The sequence below is a fragment of the Roseateles violae genome (genome assembly GCF_030410485.1).
In the GTDB taxonomy this organism is placed as follows: domain Bacteria; phylum Pseudomonadota; class Gammaproteobacteria; order Burkholderiales; family Burkholderiaceae_C; genus Roseateles_D; species Roseateles_D violae.
Map to the genome: position 1 here is coordinate 334429 of NZ_JAUHHC010000001.1, position 23205 is coordinate 357633.

A 23205-nucleotide genomic window follows, 5' to 3' on the forward strand; every position below is an offset into this window, starting at 1 on the left:
CCGGCTAGGGCAGCTCGGCACCGGGAGGCGCACCGCGCGGATACATCTCTGCCAGCAGCTGGCGGCGCTCGTAGAGCAGGGTGCGCAGGCGCGCATCGATGACCGAGGCCTCGATCTGGTCGGCATCGCGGCCGCGCGACAGACGCAGGCCCGAGCGCAGGCGGTCGATCGCGCCGTTCAGGTCGCCCGCGGCGGCGCGCGCCTCGCCCTGCGCGCGCACCGCGCGCAAGGGCTGGCCGAGCTTGTCCCACAGCTGCGCGAGCTGGTTCCAGGCCAGCGCGTCGTGGCTGTTCAGGCTGACATAGGTTTGCAGGGTCTCGGCCGCCTCGCGCACCTTGGCCGGATCGGGGTCGACCATCGCCAGCTGCGCGCGCTGCATCAGCATTACGCGCGAGCGCTCGCCAGCCAGCGGCTGCAGCGCCGCATAGCCGGCCGCCGCCTGTTCGCGCGCCTGCGCCAACTCGGCGCCCAGATAGCTGAGCACCCGCTGCGCGCGCGCATCGCCGCCCAGCGATTGCAGCATCTGCTCGGCGCTGCGCAAGGCGCTCTCGGCGCGCGGATAGTTGCGCATCTTGATCGAGGCCAGCGCGGCGGCGTAGCGCGCGCCGAGCTGCTCGAAGCCCTTGTCCTGGCCCCGGTTCTGCAGATCGCGCGCGCCGGCGTCGAGGTTCTGCAACTGCGCCCAGGTCTCGGCGCGCGGGTCCATCAGCACGCGCGCGCGCGCCGCCATCAGCGCATGCTCGGCCAGGCCGCGCGGGCGCAGGAACTCGGCGGTGCCCAGGCGCAGCCGCGCATCGCCGATCCGCTCGCTGGTCAGCGGGTGCGAGCGCAGATAGGGGTAGTTGCCCGAGTCCATCAGGTGGTAGGCCTGCTCCATGCGCTCGAACATGCTGCTCATGCCGCTGGCGGCAAAGCCGGCATGCGTCATCACATTGAAGCCGACGCGGTCGGCCTCGCGCTCCATATCGCGCGAGAAGGCCAGCGAGGCGGCGGCCGCGGCCGCCTGGCCACCGACGATGGCGGCATTGGCCATATCGGTGCTGCCGGCGCGCGAGGCGGCGATCAGGCCGGCGATCATCGCGGCCGTCGCCAGCAGGCTGTTGCGCGAGTCGCCGGCGATGCGCCGCGCGATATGGCGCTGCGTCACGTGCGAAAGCTCGTGCCCCAGCACCGAGGCCAGCTCGTCGCGCGAGACCGTCATCGCGATCAGGCCCAGGTGCACGCCGACGAAGCCGCCGGGCAGGGCGAAGGCATTGATCGTGCGGTCGCGCACCAGGAAGATCTCCCAGGCGAAGCGGTCGGCGGTCTCGTCGCTGATATTGCCCAGCCGCTGTGCCGACTGCACCAGCGGCGACCAGATGCCCTGCAGGTATTCGAGCAGCAGCGGGTCGTCGACATAGTCGGGATCGACGCGGATCTGCCGCATGATCTGCTCGCCCAGGCGCCGCTCGGTGGGCACGTCGAAATCGGCCGAGGCCGAATCGCCCAGAGCCGGCAGGTTCACCTGCGCCTGCCCCAGCGGTGCGCCGGCGCCAAAGAGCAGGGCCGCGGCGACGGCGAGGACGACGCGGCTCGGGCGTGGGAATGGCGGCTTCAGCACAAGGAATCTCCGGCGTGGCGTCGAGGCCTCACTATGATGACGGCGTCAAGGTTTCCCAATTATTGCCGGCAGCTTCGCGATGACTTCTTCTCCAGGTTTGACGCATTTTGACGCCCAGGGCCAAGCCCATATGGTCGACGTTGCCAACAAGGATGTCACACACAGAATAGCGCGCGCCAGCGGGTGTATCAGGATGCTGCCCGCGACCCTGGCCCTGATCGTGTCGGGCAGCGCCAAGAAGGGCGATGTGCTGGGCATCGCGCGCATCGCCGCGATCCAGGCCGCCAAGCGGACCGCCGATCTGATCCCGCTGTGCCACCCGCTGCCGCTGACCCGCGTCGCCGTCGAGTTCGCGCTTGACGAGGCCGGCAGTGCCGTGCACTGCACGGCCCAGGTCGAGACGCTGGGCCGCACCGGCGTCGAGATGGAGGCGCTGACCGCCGTGCAGATCGGCCTGCTGACGATTTATGACATGTGCAAGGCCGTCGACCGCGGCATGGTGATGGACGGGGTGCGCGTGCTGGAGAAGCAGGGCGGCAAGAGCGGCGACTGGTCGGCGCCCTGAGCGCGCTTCAGCGGCGCATCTCGCGCCATTCATAGTCGCGCTGCGGCGGATCGCACTGGAAGGAGCGCACCGCCTTCGCTTCGGCCGGCGGCGCCTCGCATTCGGCCGTCAGCTGCGCGTATTCGGAGCCGCGGAACTCGCGCAGGCGCTGCACCACATAGCGCGCGCGGTCGTCGTCGCCGACCGCATGCAGCGAGCGCGCCCAGGCGACCATCAGCCGCGCATCGATCAGGTTGTGCGCGGTGCGCTGCGTCGCGGCCAGTGCCTGAGGGCCCGGCGGCAGGGTCGTGGCAGCCGCATAGTCGGCCTGGGTCGAGAAGAACAGCGAGCGCTGGCCGACGGCGATCCGCTGCGACAGCGGCGTCGCCTCCTCGGGCGGCACATAGATCGCCACCACCTGCAGATAATCCCAGACGGCGAACAGGCTGCCGGCGAGCAGCAGCGCGCCGCCGGCGCCGAGCAGGCGCTTCAGCGCGCTCGATCCGCCGGACGGAGCCGGCTCGAGTGGCGCCAGCGCGATGCCGAAGGCAAAGGCCGCCGGCATCAGGAAATAGGCATACCAGAGCGGGTACTCGAGCAGGCTGTGCAGGCCTATGGTCAGCACCAGCAGCACCGCGCAGCGCCGCACGACCGCATCGCTGCCGCTGGCTCGCATGCTGGCGCGCAAGGCCCACCACAAGGCCCAGCCCAGCAGGGCCAGCATCGTCAGGCTGAGCGGCAGGCCCAGCTCGACCGCCAGCTGCATCGGCAGATTGTGGGTATGGTCGAAGAAGGCGATCGGCCGGTTCGGGAAGGGCGTCATCGTCCAGGCCAGATTGAACTCGCCCCAGCCGACGCCCAGCCAGGGATTGCGCTTCAGCAGCTCCCAGGCATTGGCCAGGATCGCCAGCCGCGACGGCGAGCCGGCGCCCTCGGCCAGGCGCGATTCGGCGCCGAAGGCATGGTGGCCCGCACTGGCCCAGGCCGACACGCCCCACCAGGCCAGCGCCAGCATCAGCGGCGTCGCCAGCAGCGCCAGCCGCGAGCCGCGCTGCAGCTTGCGATCGAGCCCGCCCCAGGCCGCCAGCATCAGCACGCCCAGCATGCCGGTGCGCGAGGCGCTCAGCACGATGGCAAAGACGAAGCCGAATAGCAGCGCCGGCAGCACGATCCGCTCTGCTTTGGCGCCCAAGCGCCCAGCGTCGACCAGATAGACGGTGGCCACGCAGGCCCACATCAAGAGGCTGGCCAGATGATTCGGCTGGCGCATACTGCCAACGGCGCGGCCGGGGATGCCGGAACGGGCGATCCAGTGGCCGTCGGGCACCTCGGGAAGGAAGACCTGGATCAGGCTGACGAGAAGGCTCAGCAGGCCCGCGGCGAGCAGTCCCCAGCAAAGCGCCTCGAATGCAGCCCGGCGGGCATCGCTGCGAAGCCCGCTACCGGCCAGTTGCAGCAGCAGCGCCGCTGCCAGCAGCGCGCTGCTCGACAGGACCAGCGACAGCGGCAGTTGCTCCCTGAGCAGCGATGCCCACGGTGCGATCAGCAGGATCGGCAAGGCCCAGGTCCCACGAACACCGCTCGCCGACGGACCTAGCGGTATCAGCAACAGCAGCACGACGCTCCAGCCACCCAGCGAAGCCAGCTGATTGAACAGTGTCGCCGACGGGGTCAGGTTGTAGGCGACTAGCGGCGGAAAGGCAGCGGCCAGAACAATCGGACCGAGCAAGAATGGATTCGGGACGCGCATGGGCCCGCATCATCACATGAAGCAGACGATATCAACCGACGATCGCCAATAGTCAAAGCTTCAGGGTTTGAAGTCTTGGTAACTCAGGTCACCCGACGCCGGTTGGCATTGATAAGGTAGCGGCGCCGGACCCTGGCAGGGAGCAAAGAACTCGGCGTCTTCTTTGCGACGAAACTCCCTCGCCCTGGCCGCCAGATATCGCGCCTTATTCTCTTGGCCGTCGGCATGGAACGCTTGCGACCACTTGATCAGCAGCCTCGGGTCAGCCATGCCATGGGCCGCCAAAGGTGCAGAGCGCAGCGTTTGATCACTGGGGCGCTTCATCGTGGCATCCGCATAGTTCGCGCTCCAAGAAAACAGCCAGGAGCGCCGCCCCGCCTCCAGACGCTCCTTGATCGGATCATCCTCGTAATAGATTGAGAAGATGGCGGCGACACGCATGAAGTCAAAAACGATGAGCGCGGCTCCTAGCATCAGGAGCAAGCCCGTCGCTCTTAAGGGGGAGCTGCGCTTGGGTAGCACAGCTGCTTGCTGAACTGAACCGGTCGGATTTGCCAAGCCGATGCAGAAAACGGTCGGCAAAAGGAAATAGGCGTACCAGAACGGAAACTCCAGCTGGTTGTGACCCACGATAAGGACTACGGCGGCCACGCAGCAAACTCGGGCTGCAGACGGCTCAGCCGACTCGATCCATAGCGGCCTCAGCAGGCGCCAAAGTGTTGCCAAGAGTAGCCCTGTAAGCAAGATGGCAAGTGGCAACCCCAATTCGACCGCCCATTGAACGATCAGGTTGTGGGTATGGTCGAAGTTGTAGTTAGCACGCTGCGGATTGGGCGTCAGAGCCCACGCGAAGTTGAGCCCACCCCAACCAACTCCGAACCATGGATGAGTCTGAATCAAAGCCCAAGCATCGCGAAGAATGGCGACCCTACCTGGCGAGGCAACCCCTTCGGCTGCACGGCTTGCGGTCGCGAAGTCGGTGTGCGAGAGCGAGGAAAGTTGGTACAGCACTCCCCAGCTGAGCAAAAGCAATACAGGGGCATATCGCAACCCGTTCGCTTGAAGCCCGGGCGCCCGACCTCGCCCACGAAGCCACGCCCATGCACTCAATGCCAGTACGCCAAGCACGCCAGCGCGGGAAGCCGTAACCGCCACACCGAGGACCAAAGGCGCTGTCAGCAGAAGCGCTGTGACCGGGCGCAGTCGACCTGAGCCCTCCCACCACAGCACCGAGATCATGGCCCAAAGCAGCAGCAATGCCATCAGATTCGGCTGCCGCAGATTGCCGATTCCGCGCCCATGAAGCGCTGATTGAGCGAGCCATACGCCATCGGCCCACTGCGGTGCAAACATTTGAATAAGGGCGACGACGAGATTCAGCGAGGCAGCAAGGTACAAACCAATGGTCAAACCATCCAGCGCCAGTTCGGTCATGCCGAAGCTGCGAATCGATGCCCCGCCCAGGAGCACGGCAAGCGTGGCAGCCATCATCGCCGCTGTGCCCAAAGCATGGTCCAGCGGCACGCGTGAGATCCAGGCACTGACCACAGCCCCGGCTCCCATGCATATGCACAGCAGGACGGGGGGCCAGTTATCCCGCGCGAGTTGCTGAACAGGCCAACTCGGCACAAAGACAAGCACGAGCCCCCAAAGAGCGGCGGCCACGACCTGGTTGAACAGGGTGCTCGACGGCAAAAGATTGAATATCAGTAGACATGGAACACAAACGGCTAGGCACAGTGCAAGCTGCAGAAGTTTGCCTTGTAGCGACCAACGTATTGCGGATGTCATGTTTTGTCCGGAAATGACAAAGGCCGCCATGGGCGGCCTTTGTCTGATGCAATCGTGAATTAGTTCTTCACATAGCCTGCAGTCAAGCAGCCGCCAGAATAGGTCCACTGCAGTCGATCGTTGCCATCAGCGACCGGCGTGAACGTGCAAGTCTCGCTAGCCGCGATGCCCTTGACCGCGTTGGGCGTAGCAATGATCACGCCGTCGGTAACAGTCAGCGTATTGAATGCACCGGTAGTAACGGCAGTCGGAGCAGCCGGAATGCCAGCCGAGCCCGCATCGCAGGTCTGGAGCTTGGCCGCAGAGGTCGCTCCGTCCGCCTGCTGGTAGCAGATGTCAACCGCCAGCTTGTACGGGCCCATCGCGGAGGTGACCTCAGAGTAAGCCGCCTTCTTGATGTAGTTCTGGTAGGCCGGAATCGCGACGGCGGCCAGAATGCCGATGATCGCCACGACGATCATCAGTTCGATCAGGGTGAAACCTTGTTGGACGCGCTTCATGCTCATGATGGGAAACTCCTGGTGCAGGTGTTGGGGGAGGAACATCCCCCCTGAATGCAGGGGTCGTGCCAGCTTTCCACACCCCTGAATTCGTGTGATCGATCACGAATCCAAGCCTGCCGGCCGGCCCGGCGACAAATTTCGTCAGTTGCGGGGCGACCAGATCGGCCGGGGCTGACAATTTTTGACAGCACCGGCGACCGTTCTTACAACTCGATCACCTCGCCGGCCTGCAGCGCGCGCAGGCGGTGCCCGCTTTGCAGCGCGCCGACCGCGCTCATCACCGCCTCGACCTCACCCGGCTTGATATGGGTAATGTGGACGTCGACGCTGCCACCCAGTTGGGCCAGCTCATGGCCCAGCACCGAGGGACACAGATGGCGGCTGACGTGGGCGAGTTGGCGCTCGTCGTCGCTGAAGGCGGTCTCGATGACCAGATGGGCGACTTTGATCTCGGCCAGGCGGCGCCACAGCGCCGGGTTGGGCCCGGTGTCGCCGGTATAGACCCAGTGGCCGGCCGCGCCGGCATCGACGGCAAAGCCGACCGCCGGCACCGTGTGCTCGGCGCTGAGCACCTCGATCATGCGGCCGCCGAGCTGCAGGCGCTGGCCGATCTCGAACGGGTGCAGGCTCAGCACCGGCCTCTCGGCGTTCGGCAGGCGGGTGAAGTCGGGCCAGATCACCCCGTTGAACAGATGCTGGCGCATCGCCTGCAGCGTCTCGGGCAGTGCATGGACCTGGATCGGCGGGCGGCCGGCCTGCTCGCGCAGGCGCAGCACCGAATCGGCCAGCAGCGGGATCGCCAGCACATGGTCCAGGTGCGAATGGCTGACCAGGATGTGGTCGATGCGGGCCAGCGCGTCCAGCGGCAGGTCGCCGACGCCGGTGCCGGCATCGATCAGCACATCGTCGTCGAGCAGAAAGGCGGTGGTCTTGTAGCCGGCCGCGATGGCGCCGGAACAACCCAGGACGCGTATTTTCATGGAGGAGCGGGATTCTTGAGGATCGAGGTCCCAATGTACGCGGCCGGGGGCGCCAAACAAGGCAGCAATGCCGTCTTTGTCAACGCACCAACGGATGAATTACAGCGACTGCAGCCCCGCGTGACTTGCTTCACGAGCACCGCGGAGGTGAGGCGCGACCGCTCTCAGCCCTGGATGAACTGCATCTGCGTGCCGGCCAGTTCGATCAGGTCGCCGCTGCGCAGCGCGATCGATTCGCCGGTCAGCGGGATGCCGTTGACGGTCGGGCGGGCCGCGCCCTCGACATGGGCGAACACATAGCCGCTCGGGCGCTTGGTGATCGAGGCCACCTGCACGCCGGGCTTGCCGACGGTGGTGACGACCTTGGTCAGGCTGACCTCGCGGCCGGCGGCCACGCCGGTCAGCACCTTGATCGCGGCAGGTGCGGCGGCCGGCGTGCCCGGCAGGGCGCCGAAGGCCGAGGGCAGGCCGAAGCCGGAGGGTGTGGCGCCCGGCTTCAGGATCATGGTCTTTTCGTAGTCGGCGCTGTCCTCGAGCAGGAACTTGATCTTGTACTTGCCGACCTCGACGATGTCGTTATTGGCCAGCAGCTGCTTCTTGATCGCCTTGCCGTTGATATAGGTGCCGTTGGTCGAGTTCAGGTCCTCGATGAAGACATCGGCGCCGACCATCTGCAGCACCGCATGCTCGCCGCTGACCGCCAGGTTGTCGATCACGATGTCGTTGTAGGGCCGGCGACCGAGCGTGGTCTTGTCCTTGGTGAGCTGCACCTCCTTGATCACCACGCCGTCCAGTGAAACCACCAGCTTACCCATGCTTGACCTCAAGTCCTGTTGTCTTCGTGCCCGGTCGCCGCCTCGTCGCCCCGGACATCGCCGCTTCAGTTTTGCCTTACCGCCCCACTGCTGCCCGGCCGCGCCGGGAAGGGCGGGTCGCTCAGCGCCGGCCGAACGGCCACCAGGCGCGGCCCTCGGGCTTCACCCGCCCCTCGGCCCGGGCCAGCACAACCGCAATATTATCCCGGCCGCCCATCTCGTTGGCTGCGTCGATCAGGGCCTGGGCCGCTTCCGACAGCGAAGGGTGGTTTAGGAGCAACTGGGCGAGCGCATCGTCGTCCAGCATATCGGACAGACCGTCCGAGCAGAACAGGAAGGTATCACCTGCTTGCACTTCGTGCAGGTGCAGCTCCAGCATGACCGCGTCCTCGACGCCGACGGCGCGCGTCACCAGGTTCTTGTTGCTGGAGAAAAGCGCCTCCTCCGGGGTCAGCAGGCCGGCGTCGAGCTGCTCCTGCAGCAGCGAGTGATCGCGGGTGATCTGCACCAGTTGCTCGCCGCGCAGGCGATAGGCGCGCGAGTCGCCGACATGGCCCAGCAGCAGCCCCTCCTTGCGAAACACGCCCAGCACCAGGGTCGTGCCCATGCCGGCATAGCGCGGATTGGTGTTGGCGGCATTGAAGATCGCGCGGTTGGCGTTGTCCACGCAGATGTCCATCGCGCGGCGCACATCGGCGGCGGCGGCTAGGCTGCCGGACTCCTTCAGCCAGCGGCCGAGCTCGGAGCGGATGAAGCTGGTCAGCATCTGGCTGGCCACCTCGCCGGCGTTGTAGCCGCCCATGCCGTCGGCCAGCACCACCAGACCGACCGACTCCTCGACGGCCACCGAATCCTCGTTGTTGTCGCGCGCGCGGCCCACGTCGGTGGCGCTGAAGAACTCCAGGGTCATGTCGGCTCGTCGGGTCGCTGGCTGGGCTGGCGGGAGGGGGAAGGTGCTGGCGGATTTTGCCCTGTGCGAGCGGGGTCCAGACGCACAGTTTGTGCGTAAGGATCCACGGAATCGCCGGCCTCGCTGCTCGCCGCCACGGCCTGCGCCTGGGCCTTGACCTCCTGCCGCTGCGCGCTCTGCTCGGCACGGCCCGCCGCCAGCCCGGCGGCCAGCACCGCCTCCAGGTCCTGCGCCATCTGCTCGCCGCTGGCATAGCGCAGCTCGGGGCGCTTCTCCAGCGCCAGCGCCAGCAGCTGCGCCAGCGCCTCCGGCAGCTCGGGGCGATGGCTGCGCACATCGGGCGCCGGCTGGTTGGCGATCTGGTGCAGCAGGCCGGCCATCGACTCGGACTGGTGCGGCAACTGGCCGGTCAGCAGTTGATAAAGCATCACGCCCAACGAATACAGATCGCTGCGACCGTCGACCGAAAGACCCGCCAGCTGCTCCGGCGACATGAAGGACGGCGTGCCGAGCACGACGCCGGTGCGCGTGCGGCTGCTGTCGGCGACGCGGGCGATGCCGAAGTCCATCACCTTCAGGCCGCCATTCTCGCGGTCCAGCATCACATTGGCCGGCTTGATGTCGCGGTGGACGACGCCCTGGCTGTGCGCATAGCCGAGCACCCGGGCGACGCGGATCGCCACCCGCAACACCTCCTTGATCGGCAGCAGGCGGCCGGGCCGGGTGTAGCCGCTCAAGTCCTGACCCCGGGCGTATTCCATCGCGATCCACGCATCGTCGCCCATCTCGCCGGCATCGAGCACGCGCGGGATGTCCGGATGCTCGAGCCGGCCGGCGGCGCGCGCCTCGCGCATGAAGCGCTGGCGCAGTTCGACCAGGTCCTCGGGCGAGCATTCGCGCTGCAGCGCCAGCAGCTTCAGCGCCACCGGCCGGCCGGTCTGCAGATCGGTGGCCAGGTAGACGGCGCCCATCGAGCCGCGGCCGAGCTCGCGCTCCCGCCGGTAGCGTGCCAGGCCGCCCGGCCCGGCGTCGGCGAGCGCTGCGGTTCGCTTGGCTCGGCCCAGCAGGCGGCGCCAGAAGCCCGGCGCTGCGTCGTCGTCTTTCATCGATCGGGAAGCGCGGGCGTCTCAGGCGGCCAGGCGCTGCTGGCGCGCGGCCAGCCAGCGGCCGGTGACCAGCACCGTCAGTGCGCCGATCGCGCCGGCGATATAGCCGGCCACGCTGGAGACATGGCGGTTCTTGCCGTCGCTGCTGGTTTCCATCGGCACCCATTCGGCCAGCACCGGGTCGCCGACCACCATGGTGCCGGCGATCCAGCCGAGCAGCATGCCGCCCAGGGTGATGACGACGGGGAAGCGGTCCATCAGCTTGATCACCAGCTGGCTGCCGCCAATGATGATGGGGATGGAGACCAGCAGGCCGAACACGACCAGCACCATCTCGTTCTCGCCGCCGGCCGCCTCGGCAGCGCCGGCGATCGCGATCACATTGTCCAGGCTCATCACGAAGTCAGCCACGATGACGGTCTTCACCGCCGCCCACAGGCGGTCGCTGGCCTCGATATGGGTGTGGCCGTCCTCATGTTCGGGCAGCAGCAGCTTGATGCCGATCCACAGCAGCAGCGCGGCGCCAACGATCTTCAGATACGGCACCTGCAGCAGCGCCAGCGCGAAGAAGATCAGCACGACGCGCAGCAGGATGGCGCCGACCGTGCCCCACAGAATGCCCTTGGTGCGCTGCGCCGCCGGCAGCTTGCGGCAGGCCAGCGCAATCACGACCGCGTTGTCGCCACCCAGCAGGATGTCGATCATGATGATCTGGGCGACGGCCAGCCAGAAGTCGGCGGACAGAAACTGTTCCATGGTCTGCGATCTTAAGCCCGCGGGGGCTCCGGCGGTGCGCGTCCTGCGCCCCGGTCCTGACCCTTACTCCTCGGCCTTGGCCAGGCGCTGCTGGCGGCGCCCCATCCAGGTGCCGACCAGCACGACGCCCAGCGCGCAGGCAAAGGCGACCGGTAGCTTCATGCCGTGCATATGGGCCTCGAACCAGTCGTGGATGGCCAGATCCTCGACCGCCATCTCGCCGGAGACAAAGCCCAGTAGCGCGGCGCCGAAGGTGATGATGGCCGGGAAGCGCTGCATCAGCTTCAGCAGCAGGGTGCTGCCGAAGATGATCAGCGGGATCGACAGACCCAGGCCGATGACCAGCAGCACCGTGCGCGAGGCTTCCGGCGCCGTGTTGGCGGCGGCCGCGACGGCAATCACATTGTCCAGGCTCATCACCAGATCGGCGATCAGGATCGTGCGCACCGCCGACCACAGCGAGGCGCTCGCCTTGACCTCGCCGTCGCCATCGTCGCCGACCAGCAGCTGCACGCCGATCCACAGCAGCAGGGCCGAGCCGACCAGCTTCAGATAGGGGAACTGCAGCAGCGTGACGGCGAACAGGGTCAGGATCACGCGCAGCACGATGGCGGCACCGCTGCCGGCCCAGACGGCCTTGCCCTGCTGGTGAGCCGGCAGGCTGCGGGCGGCCAGCGCGATCACGACCGCGTTGTCGCCGGACAGCAGCACATTGACCCAGATGATCTTCAGCAGGGCGATCCAGAAAGAGGCCGATGTGAAATCCATGGTGATGAATCCTCGAAACCGCCCGGGCGACGGGCCAGGCAGCGTGCAGCAATGGGGAGGCCCAAGTGTCGCCGCTGCCGACACCCGCGGCCGTGCGGGGTATTACGCATCGAATGAAACAAGCCGCCCGCAGGCGGCTTGTTCGACGGGGGAAGCGCCTCGAAGGCTTACTTCAGCAGCGCCTTCAGCAGCTTGCCCATCTCGGACGGGTTGCGGGTCACGGTGAAGCCGCACTCTTCCATGATGGCCAGCTTGGCGTCGGCGGTGTCGGCGCCGCCCGAGATCAGCGCGCCGGCATGGCCCATGCGCTTGCCCGGAGGGGCGGTGACGCCGGCGATGAAGCCGACGATGGGCTTCTTCATATTGGCCTTGCACCAGCGGGCCGCCTCGGCCTCGTCCGGGCCGCCGATCTCGCCGATCATGATCACGGCGTCGGTGTCCGGATCGTCGTTGAAGGCCTTCATCACGTCGATGTGCTTGAGGCCGTTGATCGGGTCGCCGCCGATGCCGACGGCCGAGCTCTGGCCGAGGCCGATCTCGGTCAGCTGGGCCACCGCCTCATAGGTCAGCGTGCCAGAGCGCGAGACCACGCCGATGCGGCCCTTGCGATGGATGTGGCCGGGCATGATGCCGATCTTGATCTCGTCGGGCGTGATCAGGCCGGGGCAGTTGGGGCCCAGCAGCAGGGTGCGCTTGCCACCGGCGGCTTCCTTGGCCTTCATCTTGTTGCGCACTTCCAGCATGTCACGGACCGGGATGCCTTCGGTGATGCAGATCGCCAGGTCCAGGTCGGCCTCGACGGCCTCCCAGATCGCGGCGGCGGCACCGGCCGGCGGCACATAGATCACCGACACGGTGGCGCCGGTCTGCGAGGCGGCTTCCTTGACGGTTGCGTAGATGGGGATTTCGGAGAACTTCTCGCCCGCCTTCTTCGGGTTCACGCCCGCGACGAAGGCGTTCTTGCCGTTCGCATAGGCCTGGCAGCCCAGGGTGTGGAATTGACCGGTCTTGCCCGTGATGCCCTGGGTGATGACCTTGGTGTCCTTGTTGATGTAGATCGACATGATTTCTTTCCTTGCAGGGCTTACTTGACGGCGGCGACGATCTTCGTGGCCGCTTCGGCCATGGTGTCGGCGGCGATGATCGGCAGACCCGAGTCGGCCAGCATCTTCTTGCCCAGCTCTTCGTTGGTGCCCTTCATGCGCACGACCAGCGGCACGGACAGGTTGACCGCCTTGCAGGCGGTGATCACGCCCTCGGCGATGGTGTCGCACTTCATGATGCCGCCGAAGATGTTGACCAGGATGCCCTTGACCGACTTGTTCTTCAGCATGATCTTGAAGGCCTCGGTGACCTTCTCGGCGGTGGCGCCGCCGCCGACGTCGAGGAAGTTGGCCGGCTCGCCGCCGAACAGCTTGATCGTGTCCATCGTGGCCATGGCCAGGCCGGCACCGTTCACCAGGCAGCCGATATTGCCGTCCAGCGAGATATAGGCCAGGTCGAACTTCGAGGCCTCGACCTCGGCCGGATCCTCTTCGTCGAGGTCACGGTAGGCAACGATCTCCGGGTGGCGGAACAGCGCGTTGGCGTCGAAGTTGAACTTTGCGTCCAGCGCGATCAGATTGCCCTTGCTGTCGCAGTTCAGCGGGTTGATCTCGACCAGCGAGGCGTCGGTGTCCATATAGCACTTGTAGAGCTTGGCGAACAGGTCGACGGCCTGGTCCACCGAAGCGCCGGTCAGGCCTATGGCCGTGGCGATCTTCTTGCTCTGCTCGGCCGTCAGGCCGGTCAGCGGGTCGATCATCTCGGTGATGATCTTCTCGGGGGTCGAGTGGGCGACCTCCTCGATGTCCATGCCGCCCTCGCTCGAGGCGATGAAGGCGACCTTCTGCGTGCCGCGGTCGGTGACCAGCGAGACGTAGAGCTCGTTCTTGATGTCGGCGCCTTCCTCGATGTACAGGCGGCGGACCTTCTGGCCTTCGGGGCCGGTCTGGTGCGTGACCAGCTGCATGCCGAGGATCTGCTCGGACAGCGACTTCACATCGTCCAGGCTCTTGCCGAGCTTGACGCCGCCGCCCTTGCCGCGGCCGCCGGCATGGATCTGCGCCTTCACGACCCAGACCGGGCCGCCCAGCTTCTGCGCGGCCTCGACCGCTTCTTGCACGGTGAACGCGGGAATGCCGCGCGGCACCGGCACGCCGAACTGGCGCAGGATTTCCTTGCCCTGGTACTCGTGAATCTTCATAAGGGTCTCGCTCTTTTGGAAAAGGTCAGGATGAGGAAGAGGCGGGCAGCGCAGCGGCGGCCGGGTCGGCCTCCGGCTTGCGGTACCAGCGGGGGTAATGGGTCTGCACGACCGGCCCGTCACTGCGCAAGGCATGGCAGCGGTCGAGCTGGAACGGCGGCTGGCCCGAGCCGTCGCCTTCGCGGGTGTCGATGACGATGCCGGCAAAGGCCTGGATCACGGCCGTCGGCAAGACCTGGCAAAGCTCGGTCAGATGGGTGCAACCCTTGACGCCGCCGAGGCGTTCCTTGACGCCAAGGCGGAAGCCCTTCATCAGGTTTAGGCCGACCAGGCGCGCGTAGGCGTCGCCATGCTCGTCACAGCTTCCCGGATAGGGCATCCAGCGGGTCTGCGAGCCGGCTTGGCGGATGTTCAGCTGCGCGTCGACGACCAGTCGCAGCAGCATGTCGTGCACCGGCTCGCCGGCCTTGCGCAGTTCGCCGGCCAGCATCAGGTCGCGGGCCTTGGTGTCGACCAGCTCGGCCTCGACATCGAACAAGCCGTCATCACGCGCATAGACCTGCACATCGAGGATGCGGCGATGCAGCAAACGGCGCTGTTCGGAGGGGCTGGACGAGGACATGGCTGGAAAACGACGGTCGCGCCAACGAAGCCCGCGGGGACTGAAGCCGGCAGGCAGGGGCTTGGCGCAGCCGGCAATGTAGCATGCTGCGCCGCGTCAAGGCTTTCGCCCCACCCGCCCGGCCTGCCTGGCGGGGCGATTTCGGCGCGCCAACTATTGCGCATGCCGGGCTCCTGGCCGCCATCGCGCAGCGGCTTGCCGAGCCGGGGGCGCTATCATTCGCACCCGTTACAAGTTCGCACAAGCCGAGGGTTGCCACCCGCGGAGCACAGCGAGAGCGCCGTTATGCGCTCAGAATATTGAGGCCCATCATCGTGACAATCGACGCCAACCGCCCTCCGCAAGCCGCTGCTCGCGCTGTGTCCACGGACCTGCCCCAGCCCAGCCGCCGCGCGCTGCTGCTGGCCGCGGGCGGAGGTCTGCTGACGACGCTGTGCCATGCACAAAGCACCGATGCCGCGACGTCGGCCGGCACCCCGGCCACCATCTCGGCCGCGAATTTCGGCGGCCCGGGCGCCATCGTTCTCGACCCGATCGCGCTGGCGATCCTGCACCATGCGCGCGGCGACGCGAGCTGGTCCAGCCGCCAGAAGATCCGCAACTATCTGAAGGCCGGCGGCCCGACCGGCCTGCTGGGCATCAACCCGCTGGCCAGTCCGACCGCCAGCCAGCTCTCGCCGGACGCCCAGGCGATCGGCAAGGCCTGGCAGAACCTGCTGCTGGCTGGCAACGCCTTCCAGCGCGCCCGCGACTTCCAGCAGCTGGTCAGCCTGGTGGACGGCTATGCCGCCCGCGTGCTGAGCGCCGATCGCTACTTCCTGCCGCTGAACGGCCAGGGTTTCCTGTCCTATGAATACCTGGATGGCGAGTTGCTCAACGACGCCGGCCTGGTCGAACCCAACTATGGACATGCGGCGCTGCGCTTCGGCACGCTGGACCATGGCACGAGCGGTGCGATCCAGCTGCTGAACCTGCGCGTGCAGCAACTCAGCCCCGGCCTGAAGGCCCCGGTCGAGCTCTACCGCATCCCCACGCCGGACACGGTGCTAGCCGAGCGCCTGCTGAAGGATAAGGCCGCGACAAGCCAGTTGCTGGAGGTCCAGCTGCGTGCGACCGGCGCGTCGACCTGCTTCCCCCGCGGCGTCGCGATGAAGGGCGCGCCGCGTCCGCTGGCCGCGCTGGCGGTCGAATTCATCGTCATCGACAGCGCCGGCAACAAGCTGCACGCGAAGTCCTTCGACCCGCATCTGCGCCAGGGCAAGAAGGGCAGCTGCTCGGTCGCGGGCTGAGCCGGCCTCACCGGCGGACTCGGCCAGACGGCCGCCAGCAGCGGCCCGGCGGCGCACCTCAATCGTTACTGCCGTCTGCGGCACGCAAAACCCGGCGCACGATCTCCGGCGCGAAACCACGCACCGTCAGAAAACGGATCTGCTTGGCCCGTTGCGCCGGGTCCATGGCCTGGCCTTCCACCGAGGCCGATGGGCCGACACCGAACTTGCGCCGCCAGACCAGCCGCGCCCGCTCGAATTCCGTCACACCCAGCTCGGCCTGCTGCCGTTCGTCCAGCGCCAGCCCATGCTGAGCCAACTCCTGCCGGATGCGCAGGCTGCCGTAGCGCTGCGTGCGGGCATGCAGGCGCGACTCGACGAAGCGCGCCTCGCTGAGATAGCCCTGGGTCTGCAGCCAGTCCAGCAGCGCATCGACCTCCGCCGACGCCTGCTCGGCCGCGGCATCGGGATCGCCGTCGCCCGCGTCCGGCGCGGCCTGGGCGATGCGCCACAGCTTGCGCCGCAGTTCAGCACGGCTGTGCTCGCGCTGGGACAGCAACGCGATCGCACGCGCCTTCAGCGACAGCGGCTTCATTGATGCTCCACCGATCCGGCCGGATGCGCGGCACGGCCAGCCGGCGTTGGGCCGACCGAGGCCGCCGCCCGCTTACTCGGCGGCCTCGCCGTCGCTGCCCAGCAGCGGCACGCCCAGCGATTCGCGGATCTTGTTCTCGATCTCCTGAGCGATATCGGGGTTCTCGCGCAGGAACTCGCGCGCATTGTCCTTGCCCTGACCGATCTTCTCGCCGGCATAGGCGTACCAGGAGCCGGACTTCTCGACCACCTTGGCGACGACGCCCATGTCGATGATCTCGCCCTCGCGGCTGATGCCTTCGCCATAAAGGATGTCGAACTCGGCGGTCTTGAACGGCGGCGAAACCTTGTTCTTGACGACCTTGACCTTGGTCTCGGAGCCGATTACCTCCTCGCCCTTCTTGATCGAGCCGATGCGGCGGATGTCCAGGCGCACCGAGGCGTAGAACTTCAAGGCATTGCCGCCGGTCGTCGTCTCGGGGCTGCCGAACATCACGCCGATCTTCATGCGGATCTGGTTGATGAAGATGACCATGCAGTTGGTCTTCTTGATCGTCGCGGTCAGTTTGCGCAGCGCCTGGCTCATCAATCGGGCCTGCAGGCCGGGCAGCGCGTCGCCCATCTCGCCTTCCAGCTCGGCCTTCGGTGTCAGCGCGGCGACCGAGTCGACGACGATCAGGTCGACCGAGCCGGAGCGCACCAGGGCGTCGACGATCTCGAGCGCCTGCTCGCCGGTGTCGGGCTGGCTGATCAGCAACTCCTGCAGGTTGACGCCCAGCTTCTGCGCGTACTGGATGTCCAGCGCATGCTCGGCATCGATGAAGGCGCAGGTGCCCTGCAGCTTCTGCATCTCGGCGATCACCTGCAAGGTCAGCGTCGTCTTGCCCGAGGATTCCGGGCCGTAGATCTCGACCACGCGGCCGCGCGGCAGGCCGCCGACGCCCAGCGCGATGTCCAGGCCCAGCGAGCCCGTCGAGACGACCTGGATGTCCTCGATCACCTCGCCCTCGCCCAGGCGCATGATGGAACCCTTGCCGAACTGCTTTTCGATCTGGGCGAGGGCGGCCTGCAGGGCCTTGGCTTTTTCGGTATTGAGGGCTTTGACGGGGGCGTCCATATGTCGTTCTCCTGAAAGGGCTGGGGCGGATTATCGCGCAATCTGTATGTTTGTACAGTATTTGGCGATTGTGCATTTGACAAGTCCTGCCGAGGCCGGATTCCTGCTGCGTGTGACTTCATCGTAGGGGGTCGCTAGCTCACCAGATGAGCCAGCATCGAAAAAGCGGGGCGGCGCTGCTTCTTAGAATCAGCACAAGAACGACGATTTCGGAGATAGGCCCATGCGCATCCTCATTGCTGAAGACGACCAAGTGCTGGCCGACGGGCTGTTGCGCTCGCTGCGGGCCTCCGGCTATGCGGTCGACCAAGTCGGCACCGGCACCGAGGCCGATGCCGCGCTGGCCTCGCATGAGTTCGATCTGGTGATCCTCGACCTGGGCCTGCCCAAGCTGCATGGCCACGAGGTGCTGCGCAAGCTGCGCGCGCGCGGCTCGGCCGTGCCGGTGCTGATCCTGACGGCCGCCGACAGCGTCGAGCAGCGGGTCAAGGGCCTGGACCTAGGCGCCGACGATTACATGGCCAAGCCCTTCTCGCTGCAGGAGCTGGAGGCACGCGTGCGCGCATTGACGCGCCGCGGCCTGGGCACCGCCTCCAGCATCATCAAGCATGGGCCCTTGAGCTTCGACGCCACCGGCCGCGTCGCCTATATCAACGAGCAGATGATCGAGCTGTCGGCGCGCGAGCTGTCGCTGCTGGAGGTGCTCTTGCAGCGCGCCGGCCGCCTGGTCAGCAAGGATCAGCTGGTCGAGCGCCTGTGCGAATGGGGCGAAGAGGTCAGCAACAACGCGATCGAGGTTTACATCCACCGGCTGCGCAAGAAGATCGAGCAGGGCCCGATCCGCATCGCCACCGTGCGCGGCCTCGGCTATTGCCTGGAAAAAATCCCCGGCTGAGCGCGAGCCTGGAGTGGTCTGCCATCGGCGCCGCTGACGGGCCGGGCGTTATCCTGCGCGCCAATGAGCACAAATGCCGGAAACCGCTCGCTGTTCGGCGAAATCCTCGACTGGATGCTGGCGCCGCTGCTGCTGATCTGGCCGATCAGCGTCGCGCTGACCTGGCTGGTGGCGCAGGGCATCGCCAACCGCCCCTACGACCGCGAGCTCGGCGAGATGGCGCGCAGCCTGGGCCTGCAGGTGGCCGCCGAGGCGCCGGTCGGGCGCAGCGCGAAGAACCGCTATGCGCTGGCGCCGGAGGCGGCGGCGCTCTTGCGCGCCGACGAGACCGACACGGTGTTCTACCAGGTGCTGGGCCTGCGCGGCGAACTGCTCAGCGGCGACGCGCAATTGCCGGTGCCCAGCAGCGACGAGGACAGCGCCGCCATCGTGCCCTGGGAGCTGCGCTACCGCGACGACGAGGTCGGCAACGAGCGGGTGCGCGTGGCCTATCTGTGGGTGGCACCCGAGAACCAGATCAATGGCCAGGCCGGCAGCAGCAAGCTGATGCTGGTGCAGGTGGCCGAGACCCTGGGCAAGCGCGCGCGCCTGACCAACGAGATCATCAAGGGCGTGATCCTGCCGCAGTTCGTGATCCTGCCGCTGGCCGTGCTGCTGGTCTGGTTGGCGCTGGCGCGCGGCATCGCGCCGCTGAACGAGTTGCAGCGCCGCATCCGCTCGCGCGACAGCTCGGACCTGTCGCCGATCGACGAGCGCCGCATCCCCGACGAGGTCGCCCCGCTGGTGCGCGCGATCAACGATCTGCTGGGCCGGCTCGACCAGTCGATCGGCGCGCAAAAGCATTTCCTTGCCGACGCCGCGCATCAGCTGAAAACACCGCTGGCCGGCTTGCGCACCCAGGCCGAATTCGCCCAGCGAGAGATCGACGAGGGGCGCAGCCAGCCGGCCGAGCTGAAGCGCTCGCTGCAGCAGATCGCGCTCTCGAGCCAGCGCGCCGCCCATATGGTCAACCAGCTCTTGGCGATGGCGCGCGCCGAGGACAAGGAACACGCGGCGCGGCGCAGCGAGGTCAATATCGCGCGCATCGCGATGGAGACGGTGCGCGACTTCGTACCGCGCGCCTTCGACAAGTCGCTGGACCTCGGCTACGAGGGCCCCGATGCCGAGCACAGCACCCTGCGCGTGCTGGGCCATCCGCTGCTGATCCGCGAGCTGATCCGCAATCTGGTCGACAACGCGCTGCTGTACACGCCGCCGCGCGGCACGGTGACGGTGCGCGTCGTCGAAGACCCGTTCGGCCAGGTCAGCGTCTTGCAGGTCGAGGACTCGGGCCCGGGCATTCCGGAGAGCGAGCGCGACAAGGTGTTCCAGCCCTTCTACCGCGCCTTGGGCACCAATACCGACGGTTCCGGCCTGGGCCTGGCCATCGTGCGCGAGATCGCCCACCAGCACGAGGCCGAGATCACGCTCGACGATGCCCGCCAGCGCCGCCCCGGCCTGGCCGAAGCGGACGGCCAAGGGCCCGGCGCACGCTTCACCATTCGCTTTCACGCGCATCCCGCGGACAAGTGAGGACTCAGCCGCGCAGTAGCGGGCGCGCGGGACCAGCCCCGGCCGGCCCGGGGCGTTTCATTTCAAGACTGAATCAAGCGGCGGCTCTTCGAGATCGACATCAGCATTCCCAGGCCGATGCCCAGGGTCACCATCGCCGTGCCGCCATAGCTGATGAAGGGCAGCGGCACGCCGACCACCGGCAGGATGCCGCTGACCATGCCCATATTGACGAAGACATAGGTGAAGAAGGACAGCGTCACCGCCCCGGCCAGCAGGCGCGAGAACAGCGCCGGCGCGTCCGAGGCGATCATCAGCCCGCGCAGGATCAGCGCGCTGAAGCCGGCCAGCAGGGCCAGCGCGCCGGCCAGGCCGAACTCCTCGCCGAATGCGGCGAAGATGAAGTCGGTGGTGCGCTCGGGGATGAACTCCAGATGCGTCTGCGTGCCCTTCATGAAGCCCTTGCCGGTGACGCCGCCGGAGCCGATCGCGATCTCGCCCTGGATAATGTGGAAGCCCTTGCCCAGCGGGTCCTTGGTCGGGTCCAGCAGCGTGCAGACGCGGTTCTTCTGGTATTCGCGCAGCACCGGCCATTTGACCTCCGGCTGGCAGATCGCCTCCTCGCTCATCACCAGGGCGGTGATGGCGATCGCACCCACAACAAAGGCCGGAATGATCAGCCGCCAGGACAGCCCGGCAAAGAAGATCACGTACAACCCGGCCGAGGCGACCAGGATGGCCGTGCCCAGGTCCGGCTGCTTGGCGACCAGGCCCACCGGGATCGCCAGCAGGGCAAAGGCGGCGAAGAAGTCGGGCAGGCGCAGCACGCCCTCGCGCTTCTGGAACCACCAGGCCAGCATCAGCGGCATCGCGATCTTCAAGAGCTCCGAGGGCTGGATCACGATGCCGACATTGAGCCAGCGCGTCGCGCCCTTCTTGGTGATGCCGAACAGCGCGGTCGCGACCAGCAGCGCCACGCCGGCCGCGTAGAGCGGAATCGCCAGCGCCATCAGGCGCTGCGGCGGCACCTGGGCGACGATGAAGATGATGGCCAGCGACAGGAGCATATTGCGGCCATGGTCGACGAAGCGCGTGCCATGGTCGTAGCCGGCCGAATACATGCACAGGAGGCCCAGGCCCATCAGCCAGAGGATCGCGAACAGCAGCGGCAGGTCGAAGCCCTGGAACCAGGGCTTGATCCGCTGCAAGAGGCTCGGTTTGTCAATGACGGTCATCGCGATGCTCCCGAGGCCACCGCGGCGGCGGCCGATGCCGCCCCCGAAGCCGGCGCCGACGCGGCCGCCGGCTGCCCCGGCAGCGGCACCTCGATCGCGCGGCGCGGCGTGCCGACCGGCGGCCCGCTCTTGCCCTGCTGGGTCAGCGCGATGTCTTCCTCGCTCGGGTACTGGCCCATCAGCATGTAGTCGAACACGCGGCGCGCGATCGGTGCGGCCGAGGTGGAACCGAAGCCGGCGTTCTCGACGATCAGCGCCAGCGCGATCGTCGGCGCCTCGGCCGGCGCGAAGGCGACATAGAGCGAATGATCGCGCTTGCGCTCGTCGGCCTTGATGCTGCTGTATTTCTCGCCGGCCTTCAGGCCGATGGCCTGGGCGGTGCCGGTCTTGCCGCCGCTGGTGTAGCCGGCACCGGCGAACACCGTCCGCGAGGTGCCTTCCAGGGTCACGCCATGCATGGCATTGCGGATCACGTCGACGTCGGCCGGCCGCAGCGGCAGCGGCGACAGCGCATCGCTGGCGACGCGGCGCTGCTCATGCTTGACCACGTCCTCGATCTCGCGCACCAGGCGCGGCTTGAAGCGCAGGCCGCCGGTCGACAGCGTGGACACGGCGGTGGCGATCTGCAGCATGGTGAAGTTGTTGTAGCCCTGGCCGATGCCCAGCGAGATGGTCTCACCGGCATACCATTTCTGCTGCTCGGGGCGGCGGAACTTGCGGCGCTTCCATTCGGTCGAGGGCAGGTCGCCGGTCACCTCGCCCTGCAGATCGATCTCGGTCTTGCGGCCGAAGCCGAAGGGCTCCAGCTCGTCGTGGATCAGGTCCACGCCCATCTCGTTGGCGAGGCTGTAGAAATAGACGTTTGAGGAGCTGACGATGGCCAGGCGCATGTCCTTGGGGCCGGGCCGGTCGACCTCGGGACTGCCGAAGACGCGGCCGCCGAAGCTGAAGGTCAGGTTGTCCTGGATCACCAGGCGCGGGTCGCGCTTGCCCGAATTCAGCGCCGCCATCGCCATGAAGGGCTTGAAGGTCGAGCCGGGCGGGTAGGTGCCGCGCAGCGCGCGATTCAGCAGCGGCTTGTCGATGTTCTCGTTCAGATCGCGCCAGCTGTCGGCGTCGATGCCGTCGACGAACAGATTGGGGTCGAAGGTCGGCTTGGAGACGAAGGCCAGCACCTCGCCGCTGCGCGGATCGATCGCCACCAGCGCGCCGCGACGCTCGCCGAACAGCTGCTCGACCAGGGCCTGCAGCCGGATGTCGATCGACAGATGCAAGGTATTGCCGGGCGTCGGCGGCCGGTGCGCGAGGCGCCGCACCGCGCGGCCGGCCGCGCTGGTCTCGACCTGCTCGAAGCCGGTGATGCCGTGCAGCTCATGCTCGTAGCTCTGCTCCAGGCCCAGCTTGCCGATGTACTCGGTGCCGCGGTAGTTGGCGAGGTCCTCTTCCTCCCAGTCGTCCATCGCCTTCTTCTCGGCCTGGTTGATGCGGCCGATATAGCCGATCAGATGGCTGCCGACCTCGCCGAAGGGATAGTTGCGGAACAGCCGCGCCTTGATGTCGACACCCGGAAAGCGGAAGCGCTGCGCGGTGAAGCGCGCGACCTCGGTGTCGCTCAGCTTGGTGCGGATCGGCAGCGACTCGAAGTTCTTGCTTTCTTCCATCAGGCGCTTGAAGCGACGGCGGTCGCGCTGCTGGATCTCGATCACCTGGGCCAGCTGGTCGATGGTCGCATCGAGGTCGGCGACCTTGGCGGGCGTGATCTCCAGCGTGTAGGCCGAGTAGTTGCTGGCCAGCACGATGCCGTTGCGGTCCTTGATCAGGCCGCGATTCGGCACGATGGGCACGACGGTGACGCGGTTCGCCTCGGCGCGATCGGACAGGCTGTCGTGCTGCAGCACCTGCAGGAAGACCAGCCGCGCCAGCAGCAGGCCGAAGCAGAACAGCACGAAGGCCGCCGCCGCGAGCAGGCGCAGGCGGAAGCGCGACAGCTCCTGCTTGAGGTTCTTCAGGACGACCATGGCTTCGCGCGCGTGTGGAATTTGCGGACCGAGCGCCGGGCCGCCCCAAGCCGGCCCGCCATGGCGATGTGCTTGCCGGTCGATCCGGCAAGCATCGCCGTCCCCTCGGGGGACCGGCCAAGGTATTCCTTGGACGA

The 23205-nt window shown here is 67.1% G+C and carries 21 protein-coding genes; 4 read left to right on the forward strand and 17 right to left on the reverse strand.

The features are described from left to right. Positions 1-4: 4 nt before the first annotated feature. Positions 5-1600 (reverse strand): M48 family metalloprotease, encoded by a 1596-nt coding sequence (locus QWJ38_RS01415; RefSeq protein WP_290357251.1) that lies wholly within the window; start codon positions 1598-1600, stop codon positions 5-7. A gap of 79 nt (positions 1601-1679) precedes the next feature. On the opposite strand from QWJ38_RS01415, the gene moaC reads away from it, so the two are divergent. After that, positions 1680-2165 carry a cyclic pyranopterin monophosphate synthase MoaC gene (gene moaC, locus QWJ38_RS01420; RefSeq protein ID WP_290357252.1) on the forward strand — a complete coding sequence of 162 codons (486 nt, stop codon included), beginning with the start codon at positions 1680-1682 and terminating at the stop codon, positions 2163-2165. A gap of 7 nt (positions 2166-2172) precedes the next feature. Here the strand turns inward: moaC and QWJ38_RS01425 are convergent, their stop codons facing one another. The 12 genes from QWJ38_RS01425 to QWJ38_RS01480 form a co-directional block, all read right to left on the reverse strand. After that, positions 2173-3702: a PglL family O-oligosaccharyltransferase gene (locus QWJ38_RS01425; RefSeq protein WP_290357253.1), complete on the reverse strand. Its 1530-nt coding sequence runs from the start codon at positions 3700-3702 to the stop codon at positions 2173-2175. Between the two features lie 252 nt (positions 3703-3954). Beyond that, complete coding sequence (locus tag QWJ38_RS01430; protein WP_290357254.1) at positions 3955-5715, reverse strand: PglL family O-oligosaccharyltransferase; 1761 nt, start codon at positions 5713-5715, stop codon at positions 3955-3957. A gap of 29 nt (positions 5716-5744) precedes the next feature. Beyond that, positions 5745-6191, reverse strand: coding sequence for a pilin (locus QWJ38_RS01435; protein WP_341850470.1), 447 nt, complete (start codon positions 6189-6191; stop codon positions 5745-5747). 200 nt (positions 6192-6391) lie between these two features. Further along, the gene (locus tag QWJ38_RS01440; protein WP_290357255.1) at positions 6392-7168 is read right to left on the reverse strand and encodes an MBL fold metallo-hydrolase; all 777 of its coding nucleotides are present in this window, start codon (positions 7166-7168) and stop codon (positions 6392-6394) included. 164 nt (positions 7169-7332) lie between these two features. After that, positions 7333-7983 (reverse strand): FHA domain-containing protein, encoded by a 651-nt coding sequence (locus tag QWJ38_RS01445; protein WP_290357256.1) that lies wholly within the window; start codon positions 7981-7983, stop codon positions 7333-7335. A 121-nt stretch (positions 7984-8104) separates the two neighbouring features. Further along, on the reverse strand, positions 8105-8893 hold the full coding sequence (locus QWJ38_RS01450; RefSeq protein ID WP_290357257.1) for a Stp1/IreP family PP2C-type Ser/Thr phosphatase: 789 nt from the start codon (positions 8891-8893) through the stop codon (positions 8105-8107). Beyond that, positions 8890-9999, reverse strand: a complete 1110-nt coding sequence (locus QWJ38_RS01455; protein WP_290357258.1) for a serine/threonine-protein kinase — start codon at positions 9997-9999, stop codon at positions 8890-8892. The genes QWJ38_RS01450 and QWJ38_RS01455 overlap by 4 nt, the downstream gene beginning before the upstream one ends. 21 nt (positions 10000-10020) lie before the next feature. After that, a complete protein-coding gene (locus QWJ38_RS01460) occupies positions 10021-10755 on the reverse strand; it encodes a TerC family protein (protein ID WP_290357259.1) in 735 nt (244 codons plus the stop codon). A gap of 63 nt (positions 10756-10818) precedes the next feature. After that, entirely contained in the window at positions 10819-11523 is a 705-nt protein-coding gene (locus QWJ38_RS01465) for a TerC family protein (RefSeq protein ID WP_290357260.1), read from the reverse strand. Between the two features lie 167 nt (positions 11524-11690). Further along, on the reverse strand, positions 11691-12587 hold the full coding sequence (sucD, locus tag QWJ38_RS01470; protein ID WP_290357261.1) for a succinate--CoA ligase subunit alpha: 897 nt from the start codon (positions 12585-12587) through the stop codon (positions 11691-11693). A gap of 20 nt (positions 12588-12607) precedes the next feature. Further along, positions 12608-13768: an ADP-forming succinate--CoA ligase subunit beta gene (gene sucC, locus QWJ38_RS01475; RefSeq protein WP_290357262.1), complete on the reverse strand. Its 1161-nt coding sequence runs from the start codon at positions 13766-13768 to the stop codon at positions 12608-12610. 25 nt (positions 13769-13793) lie between these two features. Beyond that, complete coding sequence (locus QWJ38_RS01480) at positions 13794-14390, reverse strand: DUF2889 domain-containing protein (protein WP_290357263.1); 597 nt, start codon at positions 14388-14390, stop codon at positions 13794-13796. Positions 14391-14749: 359 nt separating this feature from the next. On the opposite strand from QWJ38_RS01480, the gene QWJ38_RS01485 reads away from it, so the two are divergent. Then, positions 14750-15679, forward strand: a complete 930-nt coding sequence (locus tag QWJ38_RS01485) for a hypothetical protein (protein ID WP_290357264.1) — start codon at positions 14750-14752, stop codon at positions 15677-15679. A gap of 58 nt (positions 15680-15737) precedes the next feature. Here the strand turns inward: QWJ38_RS01485 and recX are convergent, their stop codons facing one another. Next, a complete protein-coding gene (gene recX / locus QWJ38_RS01490) occupies positions 15738-16253 on the reverse strand; it encodes a recombination regulator RecX (protein ID WP_290357265.1) in 516 nt (171 codons plus the stop codon). A 72-nt stretch (positions 16254-16325) separates the two neighbouring features. Then, positions 16326-17369 (reverse strand): recombinase RecA, encoded by a 1044-nt coding sequence (gene recA / locus QWJ38_RS01495; protein WP_290357266.1) that lies wholly within the window; start codon positions 17367-17369, stop codon positions 16326-16328. A gap of 223 nt (positions 17370-17592) precedes the next feature. Between recA and QWJ38_RS01500 the strand changes: the two genes are divergently transcribed. Together QWJ38_RS01500 and QWJ38_RS01505 are read left to right on the forward strand one after the other, a co-directional pair. Further along, the gene (locus QWJ38_RS01500; protein WP_290357267.1) at positions 17593-18264 is read left to right on the forward strand and encodes a response regulator; all 672 of its coding nucleotides are present in this window, start codon (positions 17593-17595) and stop codon (positions 18262-18264) included. Positions 18265-18327: 63 nt separating this feature from the next. Continuing rightward, positions 18328-19836, forward strand: coding sequence for a sensor histidine kinase (locus tag QWJ38_RS01505; RefSeq protein ID WP_290357268.1), 1509 nt, complete (start codon positions 18328-18330; stop codon positions 19834-19836). Positions 19837-19898: 62 nt separating this feature from the next. Here the strand turns inward: QWJ38_RS01505 and rodA are convergent, their stop codons facing one another. Beyond that, positions 19899-21050 carry a rod shape-determining protein RodA gene (gene rodA, locus QWJ38_RS01510; protein ID WP_290357269.1) on the reverse strand — a complete coding sequence of 384 codons (1152 nt, stop codon included), beginning with the start codon at positions 21048-21050 and terminating at the stop codon, positions 19899-19901. Then, positions 21047-23068 carry a penicillin-binding protein 2 gene (gene mrdA, locus QWJ38_RS01515; RefSeq protein ID WP_290357270.1) on the reverse strand — a complete coding sequence of 674 codons (2022 nt, stop codon included), beginning with the start codon at positions 23066-23068 and terminating at the stop codon, positions 21047-21049. Before mrdA ends, rodA begins: the two co-directional genes overlap by 4 nt. Positions 23069-23205 lie beyond the last annotated feature (137 nt).